The 11,923-nt window shown below is 67.1% G+C and carries 10 protein-coding genes; 7 read left to right on the forward strand and 3 right to left on the reverse strand.

What is annotated here, in order from left to right; all coding sequences use genetic code 11:
• Positions 1–108: 108 nt before the first annotated feature.
• A complete protein-coding gene (uvrB, locus tag V7Q48_RS05010; protein WP_333836655.1) occupies positions 109–2,298 on the reverse strand; it encodes an excinuclease ABC subunit UvrB in 2,190 nt (729 codons plus the stop codon).
• 196 nt (positions 2,299–2,494) lie between these two features.
• Between uvrB and V7Q48_RS05015 the strand changes: the two genes are divergently transcribed.
• The 7 genes from V7Q48_RS05015 (at position 2,495) to V7Q48_RS05045 (ending at position 9,255) form a co-directional block, all read left to right on the forward strand.
• Entirely contained in the window at positions 2,495–3,085 is a 591-nt protein-coding gene (locus V7Q48_RS05015; RefSeq protein ID WP_333836656.1) for a DUF3617 domain-containing protein, read from the forward strand.
• A gap of 261 nt (positions 3,086–3,346) precedes the next feature.
• On the forward strand, positions 3,347–4,153 hold the full coding sequence (locus V7Q48_RS05020; protein ID WP_333836658.1) for an esterase/lipase family protein: 807 nt from the start codon (positions 3,347–3,349) through the stop codon (positions 4,151–4,153).
• A 159-nt stretch (positions 4,154–4,312) separates the two neighbouring features.
• On the forward strand, positions 4,313–5,746 hold the full coding sequence (locus tag V7Q48_RS05025) for a circularly permuted type 2 ATP-grasp protein (RefSeq protein WP_333836660.1): 1,434 nt from the start codon (positions 4,313–4,315) through the stop codon (positions 5,744–5,746).
• Positions 5,747–5,769: 23 nt separating this feature from the next.
• Positions 5,770–6,717, forward strand: a complete 948-nt coding sequence (locus V7Q48_RS05030; protein WP_333836662.1) for an alpha-E domain-containing protein — start codon at positions 5,770–5,772, stop codon at positions 6,715–6,717.
• A 119-nt stretch (positions 6,718–6,836) separates the two neighbouring features.
• Positions 6,837–7,652 (forward strand): transglutaminase family protein, encoded by an 816-nt coding sequence (locus tag V7Q48_RS05035; protein WP_333836663.1) that lies wholly within the window; start codon positions 6,837–6,839, stop codon positions 7,650–7,652.
• A 77-nt stretch (positions 7,653–7,729) separates the two neighbouring features.
• On the forward strand, positions 7,730–8,467 hold the full coding sequence (locus V7Q48_RS05040; protein ID WP_333836665.1) for a proteasome-type protease: 738 nt from the start codon (positions 7,730–7,732) through the stop codon (positions 8,465–8,467).
• A gap of 173 nt (positions 8,468–8,640) precedes the next feature.
• Positions 8,641–9,255 carry a response regulator transcription factor gene (locus V7Q48_RS05045; protein WP_333836666.1) on the forward strand — a complete coding sequence of 205 codons (615 nt, stop codon included), beginning with the start codon at positions 8,641–8,643 and terminating at the stop codon, positions 9,253–9,255.
• A gap of 156 nt (positions 9,256–9,411) precedes the next feature.
• On the opposite strand, the gene V7Q48_RS05050 is transcribed toward V7Q48_RS05045, so the two are convergent.
• Both V7Q48_RS05050 and V7Q48_RS05055 read right to left on the reverse strand, forming a co-directional pair.
• Complete coding sequence (locus V7Q48_RS05050) at positions 9,412–10,338, reverse strand: SDR family oxidoreductase (protein ID WP_333836667.1); 927 nt, start codon at positions 10,336–10,338, stop codon at positions 9,412–9,414.
• The gene (locus V7Q48_RS05055) at positions 10,335–11,834 is read right to left on the reverse strand and encodes a carotenoid oxygenase family protein (protein ID WP_333836668.1); all 1,500 of its coding nucleotides are present in this window, start codon (positions 11,832–11,834) and stop codon (positions 10,335–10,337) included. The genes V7Q48_RS05050 and V7Q48_RS05055 overlap by 4 nt, the downstream gene beginning before the upstream one ends.
• Positions 11,835–11,923: the final 89 nt, after the last annotated feature.

Genomic DNA, 11,923 nt, shown 5'->3' on the forward strand with positions numbered 1-11,923 from the left:
CCACCTCCCTGCCGCCGTGCGGCAGGGAGGATCTTGGCGATCCTCCCCATGCAATGGGGAGGGGGACCGCCGGCGGAGCCGGTGGTGGAGGGGTAAGGGAGCAACCCCCTACTTCTTCCCCCACTTCTTCTGCACCTTGCCATAGCGGGTCTTGCGCGTGCCGGGCTTGCCCTCGTTGCTGCGGCCCACGATCGGCGCCTTGTGCTCACTCTCGGGCAGGCCGAGTTCGGTCGCCTCGAGACGGCGGATCTCGTCGCGCAAGCGGCCGGCTTCCTCGAATTCGAGGTCGGCGGCAGCGTTGCGCATGCGCTTTTCCAGGTCCTCGATGTAGCCGCGCAGGTTGTGGCCGACGAGGTTGTTGGTGGCATCGTCCTCGAGATCGACCACCACGCCATCGCGGCTGGCGGTGTCGGCGATGATGTCGGCGATCCCGCGCTTGATCGTCGCCGGCGTGATGCCGTGTTCCTCGTTGTAGGCGCTCTGGCGCGCGCGGCGGCGGTCGGTTTCGGCGATCGCGCGCTCCATGCTGCCGGTCATGCGATCGGCATAGAGGATCACGCGCCCGTCGACGTTGCGCGCGGCGCGGCCGATGGTCTGGATCAGCGAGGTTTCGGAGCGCAGGAAGCCTTCCTTGTCGGCATCGAGGATGCAGACCAGCCCGCACTCGGGAATGTCGAGGCCCTCGCGCAGCAGGTTGATGCCCACCAGCACGTCGTAGACGCCTAAGCGCAAGTCGCGGATCAGCTCGATGCGCTCCAGCGTCTCGACGTCGGAGTGCATGTAGCGCACGCGCAGGCCCGCCTCGTGCATGAACTCGGTCAGGTCCTCGGCCATGCGCTTGGTCAGCGTGGTGACCAGCGTGCGATAGCCGTTGGCGGCGGTCTCGCGACACTCGTTGATGCAGTCCTGCACCTGGTCCTCGACCGGGCGGATCAAGACCGGCGGATCGATCAGGCCGGTGGGGCGGATGACCTGCTCGGCAAAGACACCGCCGGTCTGCTCCATCTCCCAGTTGCCGGGCGTGGCGGAGACCGCGACGGTCTGCGGGCGCATCGCGTCCCACTCGTTGAAGCGCAAGGGGCGGTTGTCGATGCAGCTGGGCAGGCGGAAGCCATATTCCGCCAGCGTGATCTTGCGACGGTGGTCGCCTCGCGCCATCGCGCCGATCTGCGGCACGGTCTGGTGGCTCTCGTCGACGAACAGCAGCGCGTTGTCGGGCAGGTATTCGAACAGCGTCGGCGGCGGCTCGCCGGGCAGGCGGCCGGTGAGGAAGCGCGAGTAATTCTCGATGCCGTTGCAGCTGCCGGTCGCCGCGATCATCTCGAGGTCGAAGTTGGTGCGCTGCTCCAGCCGCTGCGCCTCGAGCAGCTTGCCTTCGGCCTCCAGCTCCTTGAGCCGCTCGGTCAGCTCGAAGCGGATCGCTTCGCTCGCCTGCTTCATCGTCGGGCCGGGGGTGACGTAGTGCGAGTTAGCGTAGACGCGCACCTTTTCCAGCCGCGTGCCGGCCTTGCCGGTCAGCGGATCGAATTCGGCGATTTCCTCGATTTCATCGCCGAAGAAGGTGATCCTCCAGGCCATGTCCTCGTAGTGCGAGGGGAAGATCTCGAGGTTGTCGCCACGCACGCGAAAGGTGCCACGCTGGAAGGCGTGGTCGTTGCGCTTGTACTGCAGTGCCACCAGCTTGCGGATGATCTCGCCCTGGTCGACGCTGTCGCCCTTCTTGAGGTCGAAAATCATGGCCGAGTAGGTTTCGACCGAGCCGATGCCGTAGAGGCACGAGACCGAGGCCACGATGATGACGTCGTCGCGTTCGAGCAGCGCGCGCGTGGCCGAGTGGCGCATGCGGTCGATCGCCTCGTTCACCGAGCTTTCCTTCTCGATGTAGGTATCCGACCGGGGGACATAGGCCTCGGGCTGGTAATAGTCGTAGTACGATACGAAGTACTCGACCGCGTTCTCGGGAAAGAAGCTGCGCATCTCGCCATAGAGCTGCGCGGCGAGGATCTTGTTGGGCGCAAGGATCAGGGCGGGGCGCTGCAGTTCCTCGATCACCTTGGCCATGGTGAAGGTCTTGCCCGAACCGGTGACGCCAAGCAGGACCTGCGTGATTTCACCGTCCTTGGCGCTGGCCACGAGATCGGCGATCGCGGTGGGCTGGTCGCCAGCGGGCTGGTAGTCCGAGATCACGCGGAACGGCTTGCCTGCGTCGACCTTGGCGGGACGCTGCGGCTTGTGCGGGACGAAGTTGCCCGAGGTATCGGGTTCCTCGAGTCCGCGTCGGATGATGAGTTCGGCCATGGGCAACATATGGGGAACGCGGGGGCGCGAAGACAAGGGGGCTTCGCCGCATCCAGGCACTTCGGGCGGCGGGGGAACCGAAGCCCGTCGGGGCAATTGATTGCCGCGATGGTCGGGCGCGGTTAGCGGGCGATGCTTTGCGCAAGCCAGTGCCGCAACCTTGTGACATGATGCGCGCACGAGAGGGGAAGAGACGATGTACCGCATGCCGATGAAGCTGGCTTTCGTGCCCCTGGCTCTCGCTGACCTTTGGCTTAGCGGTTGCAGTAAGCAGCCGACGGTCATCGCGCGCGACGCCGATGCCGGCGAAGTGGCCGCCAAGGTCGCCAGCGCGGGCGTCAAGTTTGCACCCGGCGCCTGGCAGACGCAGGTCAAGGCGCTCGACATCTCGGTTCCCGGCATGCCTCCCGAAATGGCCGAGAGGATGAAGGCGGGGATGGGCGAGGCGCACCAGCAGCGCTCGTGCCTGACCCGCGACAAGGCCGCCCGGCCCGATGGCGATTTCTTCGGGCAGGCCGACAAGTCGTGCAAGTACAAGACCTTCACCATGGCCGGCGGCAAGATCGACGGCACGCTGGTCTGCACGCACGGATCCTCGACCCAGACGATCAAGCTCGACGGCACTTATGCGGCCGACAGTTTCGTGATGGACATGGACATGCAGGGCGCCGGCCCCGGCGGCAAGGCCATGCGGGTCCGGGTCAAGACTGAGGCGAAGCGTGTCGGCGAATGCACCGCGCAGGAAAAGGCCCAGGCCGAGGCCGACGAGAAGGCCGCAGCGATCTGATTTTTTTTGGGGGGTGTGCTGCGCCTACCCCTCCGTCAGCCGCTTACGCGTCTGCCACCTCCCCATCGTGGATGGGGAGGATCTTGTGCGATCCTCCCTGCCGCAGGCGGGGAGGGGGACCGCCGCGCAGCGGTGGTGGAGGGGAAGGATCCCGCCCACCGATCTCAAACCGGCCCAAGGCGATTATGACAGAAATATGAAACTTCCCGCCGTTTGTGGCGTTTTGCGGTCACCCCGCCTAGAGCGCCGCAGGTGACACAGATGGCTTCGCTTCCTTCCCCCAACCGCAGCACCTGGCAGCAGCTGGGCACGCTTGGCGTTGAACTGGCGCGCCGGCGCGCGCTGGCGTTCGAGCCGCGGCCCGAGGGCGTGCGCGGTCCGGCATGGCAGCGGCTGCTGGGCGAGCTGGCGACGCCGATCGAGCATTGGCAGGCGGCGCGCCGCGCGGCGGCACTGGCCGCGGCCATGCGCGAGGCGCCGCAACCGGTGCCGGCGCATTCGCGTCCCGTCATGCTGTTACCCGGCTTCGGCACGCACCCGGCGCGGATGAAGCCCCTGGCAACGACGCTGGAGCAGGCGGGGCACCGCGTCAGCGACTGGGGCCTCGGTTTCAATTTCGGGCCGAGCGAAGACCGCTTTGCCCGGCTGGTCGATCGTGTGGCGACGATGGCCCGGCGCGAGGAGCAGCCGCTGGTGCTGGTCGGATGGAGCCTCGGCGGCCTGTTCGCGCGCCAGATCGCCAAGGCGCTGCCCGACGAGGTCGCGCTGGTGGTGACGATGGGGACGCCCTTCTCAGGTGATCGCCGTGCCAACAATGCCTGGCGCGCCTATCAGCTGGTAGCCGGCCACAGCGTGGACGAGGCGCCGCTGGCGCAGGACCTGGCGACCAAGCCGCCGGTGGCCACGGTGGCGTTGTGGAGCCCGCGCGACGGGGTGATCCATCCTCGCTCTGCCGCCGGCTGGCCGGGCGAGCGCGATGCGGCGCTGGCGCTGCGGGTCACGCACCTGGGTTTTGCCGCGCATCCCGAGGTCGCGCGCACACTCGTCGATGTGATCGCACGCTACTGATCCCGCGGGCCTAAGGGCCGAAGCGCGCGGATGCTGCCACGCAGGCCTGACCTGCGCAAGTCCTGTTCTGTGATCGCTCAAATTGTTTCGCATGCGCAGCATCTGCGCTTGCGGCGGTTCCCGACGTGTGCAAGCACTGTTGCAGACGGGAGGTTCTGCATGACCATTTCCTCGCTCTCGTCCTATGACGAGATGCATGATGCCGACGGTAGAACGCGCGGCGCATACAGTGGATATTGCGAATGGCTGCAACAGCAGCCGGACGAACTCCTGCAACGCAAGTCCGGCGAGGCCGAGGCCTTCTTCCGCAAGACCGGGATCACCTTCAACGTCTATGGCAGCGAGGACGCCGAAGAGCGGCTGATCCCGTTCGACATGGTCCCGCGGATCATCGACGCGGCCCAGTGGCGGCGGCTGTCGCGTGGGATCGAGCAGCGGGTGCGCGCGCTTAACGCCTTCTTGCACGACCTCTATCATCGCCAGGAAATCGTGCGCGCAGGGCGCCTGCCCGAACGCGTGCTCAAGGGCAATTCCGCGTTCCTGCCGCAGATGGCCGGCTTCGTGCCGCCCGGCGGCGTCTATACCCACATCGTCGGCATCGACCTCGTCCGCACCGGCGAGGACGACTTCATGGTCCTTGAAGACAATGCGCGCACCCCCTCGGGCGTGTCGTACATGCTCGAGAACCGCGAAACCATGATGGCGATGTTCCCCGAGCTGTTCACCAAGGTGCGGGTGCGCGAGGTGTCGGACTATCCGCGCCGGTTGGCACGCAGCCTCGCCGCCTGTGCGCCGCCCGCGGCCAAGGGGCACAAGCCGGTGGTGGCCGTGCTCACCCCCGGCACGTTCAACAGCGCCTATTACGAACACGCCTTCCTGGCCGACCAGATGGGCGCCGAACTGGTCGAGGGCAGCGACCTGCGTGTCGAGGACGGGCGCATCGCCATGCGCACCACGCGCGGGTGGGAGGCGATCGACGTGCTTTATCGCCGCGTCGACGACGACTATCTCGATCCGCTGACGTTCAAGGCCGACAGCGTGCTGGGCGTGGCCGGTATCATGGACGTGTACCGTTCGGGCGGCATCACCATCGCCAATGCGCCGGGCACCGGGATCGCCGACGACAAGGCGATCTACAGCTTCATGCCCGAGATCGTCGAATTCTACACCGGCGAGAAGCCGATCCTCGCCAATGTGCCGACCTGGCGCTGCGCCGAGGTGGACTCGCTGGCCTACGTGCTCGACAATCTTGCCGACCTCGTGGTCAAGGAAGTCCATGGCTCGGGCGGCTACGGCATGCTGATCGGCCCGACCTCCTCGCGCGAGGAGATCGAGACTTTCGCGCACAAGCTGCGCGCCAACCCTGACAATTACATCGCGCAGCCCACGCTGTCGCTGTCGACCGTGCCGATCTTCACCGAGGCGGGGCTTGCCCCGCGCCATGTCGACCTGAGGCCCTTCGTGTTGGTCTCGCCGCAAGGGATCGACATCACGCCGGGCGGGCTGACCCGCGTGGCGCTGAAAGAGGGATCGCTGGTGGTGAACTCGTCGCAGGGCGGGGGCACCAAGGACAGCTGGGTGTTGGACGACTGAGGCAGCAAGGACACAAGACGATCATGCTCGGACGTTCCGCCAACGGCATCTTCTGGCTGTTCCGCTACCTCGAACGCGCGGAGAACGTGGCGCGCCTGGTCGAGGCCGGCTTTCGCATGGCCCTGACCCGCGCGGCCAGCGACGCGAGCGACGAATGGCGCTCGGTCATCGTCACGCTGGGTCTCCAGGCCGCGTACGAGGCCAAGTACGGCGACGACTACAACGGCACGCAGGTCTACAACTTCGTGCTGCGTGATCGCGACAATCCCGGCAATGTCCTCGCGATCGTCGAGCAGGCGCGCCACAACGCGCGCATGGTCCGCACCGGCATCACGCGCGAGGTGTGGGAAGCGGTCAACGAAAGCTGGATGATCCTCAAGCACGAGTTGGGCCGCAGCGTGACCGACACGCGCGTGGGCAGCGTGCTGGGCATCATCCGCAGCCAGTCGACGCTGGTGCGCGGTGCCATGGAAGGCACGATGCTGCGCAACGACATCTATTACTTCGCGCGCGCGGGCAGCTTCATCGAACGGGCGGACAACACCGCGCGCATCCTCGACGTGAAGTACTACGTGCTGCTGCCATCGGTGTCCTACGTCGGCACCAGCCTCGACAACGTGCAGTGGGAAAACGTGCTGCGTGCGGTGGCCGGGGATCGCGCCTATCGCTGGCTCAACGCCGGGCGGATGGAGGCGCGCGGCATCGCCGAATTCCTGATGCTCGACGACCGCTTCCCGCGCAGCCTGGCGTTCTGCTACGCCCAGTTGCGCGACTACCTCGACCGGCTGGGCGAGGAATATGGCGCCCGGCTCGACACGCACCGGATCGTCGCCGAGACGCACGACAGCCTGCAGAGCCAGACCATCGAGTGCGTCTTCGACAAGGGTCTGCACCAGACGATCGGCCAGTTCATCGCCCGCAACAACGCGCTCGCGCAGCAAATCCAGCGCGACTATCGCTTCATCGACTAGAGCGTGATGACGTTTCCATGAAACGCCATCACGCTCTAGATATTTGTGATCGTGCGATTTCTGACAAAAACCGGTTCCCACTTTTTGTCATCGCACCCTAAGGGAAAGGCAGGCGGTCCATGCGCCTCGGCATCAGCCACACCACCCGCTACGGCTTTTCCGGGCCGGTCAGCCACGGCCTGCAGCGCTTGCGGCTCACCCCCTTGCGGCTGGCGGGGCAGACCGTGGCGTCATGGTCGCTCGACCTTGAAGGTGCGCGGCACGAGGCGGGCTATACCGACGCCTACGGAAACCGGGTCGACCTCATATCCTTCCTGCCGGGGGTGGAGGCGGTGAGCATTCACGCTCATGGCGTGGTGGATACGCGCGACAATGCCGGCGTGATCGGCACCGCGCAGGGCATGCTGCCGCTGTGGCACTTTACCGAACAGACCCCGCTGACCGAAGGCGGGGCGGCGATGGCGGCATTGCTCGACGGGCTGGGCGGCGGCGAAGACGACGTGCTGTCGCGGCTTCATGCGCTGGCCGGGCTGGTGCGCGAGGCCGTGGCCTACGAGCCGGGCCATACCGACGTCGCCACCACCGCCGAGGCGGTGCTGGAGGCGGGGCGCGGGGTGTGCCAAGATCAGGCACACGTCTTCATCGGCGCGGCGCGTTCGCTGGGCATCCCGGCGCGCTATGCCAGCGGCTATCTGATGATGGACGAGACCATCGAGCAGGAGGCCAGCCACGCCTGGGCCGAGGCGCACGTCCCGGGCCTGGGCTGGGTCGGCTTCGACATCGCCAACGCGATCTGCCCCGATGCGCGCTACGTCCATCTCGCCACGGGCGCGGACTATACCGCCTGCGCGCCGATCACCGGGCTGCACCAGGGCGCCCGCGACGAGGCGATGCACGTCAGCCTTGCGGTTGAACAACAGCGCGTCGAACAATAAGGCGTCGCACATTAAGGCAGGGCTGCCGCGCGCCGGGTGAGGGACCTAGCGCCAGGGCGGCCGACCGGGGGCGGATCATGACGTATTGCGTGGGGATGATGCTCGACAAGGGGCTGGTCCTGATGAGCGACACCCGCACCAATTCGGGCGTCGACAACATTTCGGTGTTTCGCAAGATGCACACGTGGCAGGTCCCGGGCGAGCGGATCATCACGATCATGACCGCCGGCAATCTCGCCACCACGCAGGCGGTGGTCAGCCAGATCGACGAGCGCAACAAGGCCCCGGGCGAGCGCCGGCCCTCGATCCTCGAGGAGCCGACGATGTTCCAGGTCGCGACGCATGTCGGCAACCTGCTGCGCGGGGTGATCGAGGGGCGCCAGTCCGGCCCGGTCCAGGGCGAGGGCGCGCGCTTCACCGCGACGATGATCGTCGCCGGGCAGATTCGCGACATGGAGCCGCGGCTGTTCATGGTCTATCCCGAAGGCAACTTCATCGAGGCCAGCTTCGACACGCCCTTCTTCCAGATTGGCGAGACCAAGTACGGCCGCCCGATCCTGCTGCGCGGCTATGACAAGGCGATGGAGTTCGAGCAGGCGGTCAAGCTGCTGATGGTCTCGTTCGACTCGACGCTGGCGGCCAACCTCTCGGTCGGGCTGCCGTTCGATCTGACGGTGATCGCGCGCGATTCCTTCGAGCCGCTGCACCAGCGCCGAATCCAGGCGGACGATCCCTATTTCCGGGCGATTTCCTCGGGATGGAGCGAGGCGCTGCGCCAGGCGTTCTATCAGCTTCCCGACTACAGCTTCGGCTGATGGCGGCGGGCCAATGCCACCGAAGGTAAACGCGCTGCGCTAAATCGTCTCCGCATCGGAGGTGAAATCCCTCAGGCAGATGCGAAGGGTGCGCCGCCTCCCGCCGGTTGAAGCGTTCAGAACGAAGCATTCGCGCGTGGCGCGTGAGGGTGGTCCGGTGGTTACCTCGGTCCATGGTCGAACGTGTCACACTCCACATCCTCGATAGCGATTCCGCCCGCCGGGCGCAGCTCGCACGCCTCGCCTTCGCCGCCGGCCACCATGCCGAGATCTATGGCAGTGCGGAGGAGCTGCTGTCGCATGCGCCCAGCGGGGGATTGCTGCTGGCGCACGACGACCCCGCGGGGGAGGCCGTCCCCGCGCTGATCGCGGCGATGATGCGCGCCGGGCACTGGCTCCCCGTGATCGCGATCGGCAACGCGCCCGAAACCGGCGCCGTGGTGCGCACGATCAAGGCCGGCGCGCTCGACTACATGGGCATCCCCACCCAGATCGCCCCGTTGAACGACGCGATCAGCCGCGCCGCGCACGAAGCCGAATCCCACCGCGCCCAGCGCGCCCGCGCGGCAGAAGCGCGCCAGCGCATCGCCCGCCTCTCGATGCGCGAGCGCGAGGTCCTCGACCGCCTCGCCGAAGGCTGCAGCAACAAGGCCATCGCCCGCGACCTCGAGATCAGTCCGCGCACCGTCGAGATCCACCGCATGAAGATGATGGGCAAACTCGGCGCCCGCCACGCCGCCGAGGCCGTGCGTCTGCGGATCGAGGCGACGGGGCTGGATGCGGCGTGAGGCGGGGGTGGTGGAGGCATAGCGCAACCCACCCGTCTCGACGGGTTTGGGCGGGCATCGCGCGACCGAGCGCGGTGTCCCGCTAATGGCAATAGCCCAGCGCCAATCGGGCGTAGCACCGCACCTTGCTCCGCCCCACGGCCTGTTGCCCCACCATCACCCCGCCGCCGCCGCGCGCAAGATGGCGACATTCTCTTCCACCATCTGCCGCGTGCTGCGCGCGGGCCGGCCGGTCAGGCGCTCCACGTCGCTGCTGCACACTTCCAGGAAACCCTCGCGGATGGCGCGGCCGAAGGTGACCATGTCGTCGCTGTTCCACGGCACGCCGGCGACGGTCTGGTCGTCGACCGGGCGGCGCGGAATGCCCATGGCATCGAACATGGCGTATTGCGCCTCGTCGCTCAGGTCCTCGTAGCGGACGGGGCAGCCGGTCACCTCGGCCATGATCGCGGCGACTTCGGCGAAGGTCTCCAGCGTGGGGCCGGTAATGTCGTAAGTCCGGTTCTCGTGCCCCGGCGTGGTGAGCACGGCGACGGCGCTGGCGATGCAGTCGTCGCGCCAGACCATGGCCTCGCGCCCGTCACCGGCATTGCCGTACCACACGCCGCTGCGCATGACCTGCGGCCCGGCCATCAGCAACATGGCGTCGGCATAATGCGCGTCGCGCAGCATGGTCCAGCGGCAGCCGCTGGCGCGGATGAGGCGTTCGGTCTCGATATGGTCGTGGCGCACTTCGGCCGGGTTGGCCGGGTCGTCGATGCCGATGAAGCTGGTATAGACGATGCGGGTGACGCCCGCCGCCGCCGCTGCGTCGATCGCGGCCTTGTGCTGGACGACGCGCGCGCCGACCCGCGTGCCTGAAATCAGCAGCATCGTGTCGGCCCCGGCGACGGCTGCGGCCAAAGTCTCGGGCCGGTCGAAATCGCCTTCGCGCACGGTGCAGCCCTGTGCGACGCGGTCCGCCAGCTTGGCCGGGGTGCGGGTGATAAGGATGAGGTCGGCGGCGCGCCCCTGGGCCACCAGCGCGTCGGTGACGCCGCGGCCGTAATTGCCCGAGGCGCCGGTGATGACGATCCGCGTCACGCAGCGACGCCTGCCGTGGACGGGGCATCGAGCTGCGCCTGGGGAACCCACCAGCCATGCACTTGCGGACGCAGCCGCGCCGGGATGTGCACGCTCGCCACCGGCCCGGCGCCGAGGTTGCCTGCATCGAGCACCCAGGCGAAATGCTCGAACGCGTCCTCGCCCAACTGGTGATCGACCATCGTCACCAGCCAGCCGTCATGGCCGGGGGTGGCGGCCGGGACGTGGACCGGTTCGTTATAGCACCAGCCGGGCTGCATCGGCAGCGCCTGCGTGACCTGCGGCGTCGCGGTGTCGAGACCGTCGAGCCGCAGCAGCATGTCGAACATCGCCAGCACCGGTCCGCCCATCACCGGCGGGCCCTGCCGTTCGGGGTTCATCGTCAGCATCCAGCCGGTCTGGTAGGGGCGGCCTTGCTTCGCGGCGGGAATCACCGGAAAATCGCCCGGCGGGCCGATCACGGTTTCGGTCACCTCGCCAGCGGGGCCCTTGGGATCGACGGTCCAGCGGGTCAGGCCACCGGTAATCTCCCAGGGGTTGAGGAACAGCCCGGCGGGCTCGCGGATGAAGGCGAAGGCATTGCTGCTCGACAGGCACTGGTCGAAATGCAGCAGGCCGTCCGCATCCTCCCACGCGTTCATCATGTGGTAGCTGTGGACGCCCTTGGGCCCCTTGAACCACTTGATGTCGGCCACGTCGCCATCGCGCGGCATCACGCCGAGCCAGGAATCGAGATCCTGCTCGTGATGCCAGTGCTCGCCGCCGGCACGCAGCCGGTCGAGATCCGCCGTGGTCGGATAGATCGGGAACAGCGCCCAGTTCCGGCTGATGGTGAAGTCGTGCATCATCGCGCAATAGGGCGCATCGAACCACTGTTCGGACTTCAACTCACCATCGGCACCGACGCGGGCATAGGCGACCTTGGTCGAGGCGAGGCCATCGGCTTCGTACCCGTAGAAATAGAGGTCGCCGCTGTCGGGATCGATGCGCACGTGCGCGGTCATCGTCTCGGAGCGCAACAGGCCGTCGAAGTCGTAGCTGCCCAGCGTGTCGAGCGATTGCGGGTCGATGCGATAGGGGCGCCCGTCCTCCTTGGTCATTAGCAGGCGGCCGGCGTGCCACACCGGGGTGGTATTGGCGACGGTGCGGTCGACCCCAGCCATGGTCTCGTCGTCGGTGAAGGGGTTGCGATACTTGCCGAACAGGGCGCGGCCCGCGGCTTTTTCCGCCTTGTGGCGCGCGGTCTCGACGAAACGGATCGCGTAGTCCGCGGTGTTGTTGGCGTTGAAGCGCACGCGGCTGATCATGCCGTCGGCGGACAGCGTGTGGTCGTCGGCGAACTTGGGCGCGAAGGCCGGATCGGGCACGGCGCGGAAGAAGGCGCCATGCACCTCGGGCGGCAATGTCCCGGTGACGGTCAGGCCCTCGAGCGAAACCTCGGTGCGCACCGGCGCATTGAGCCCGGTGAAATAGGGGGTCGGCGGAAACGCGCCCATGGCATCCTCATCCTATCAATTGTTACAATGATCCTATCGTTCGGGACCGCGTCGATCAAGCGGATTCGGGTGTCGCGTGCGATCGGCCG

It is taken from the genome of Novosphingobium sp., assembly GCF_036803765.1.
Taxonomy (GTDB): domain Bacteria; phylum Pseudomonadota; class Alphaproteobacteria; order Sphingomonadales; family Sphingomonadaceae; genus Novosphingobium.

What these genes read in the sequence shown, in the direction of transcription:
- uvrB (WP_333836655.1), bottom strand. Translation starts at nt 2,298, where the DNA reads ATGGCCGAACTCATCATCCGACGCGGACTCGAGGAACCCGATACCTCG.
- V7Q48_RS05015 (WP_333836656.1), top strand. Translation starts at nt 2,495, where the DNA reads ATGTACCGCATGCCGATGAAGCTGGCTTTCGTGCCCCTGGCTCTCGCT.
- V7Q48_RS05020 (WP_333836658.1), top strand. Translation starts at nt 3,347, where the DNA reads ATGGCTTCGCTTCCTTCCCCCAACCGCAGCACCTGGCAGCAGCTGGGC.
- V7Q48_RS05025 (WP_333836660.1), top strand. Translation starts at nt 4,313, where the DNA reads ATGACCATTTCCTCGCTCTCGTCCTATGACGAGATGCATGATGCCGAC.
- V7Q48_RS05030 (WP_333836662.1), top strand. Translation starts at nt 5,770, where the DNA reads ATGCTCGGACGTTCCGCCAACGGCATCTTCTGGCTGTTCCGCTACCTC.
- V7Q48_RS05035 (WP_333836663.1), top strand. Translation starts at nt 6,837, where the DNA reads ATGCGCCTCGGCATCAGCCACACCACCCGCTACGGCTTTTCCGGGCCG.
- V7Q48_RS05040 (WP_333836665.1), top strand. Translation starts at nt 7,730, where the DNA reads ATGACGTATTGCGTGGGGATGATGCTCGACAAGGGGCTGGTCCTGATG.
- V7Q48_RS05045 (WP_333836666.1), top strand. Translation starts at nt 8,641, where the DNA reads ATGGTCGAACGTGTCACACTCCACATCCTCGATAGCGATTCCGCCCGC.
- V7Q48_RS05055 (WP_333836668.1), bottom strand. Translation starts at nt 11,834, where the DNA reads ATGGGCGCGTTTCCGCCGACCCCCTATTTCACCGGGCTCAATGCGCCG.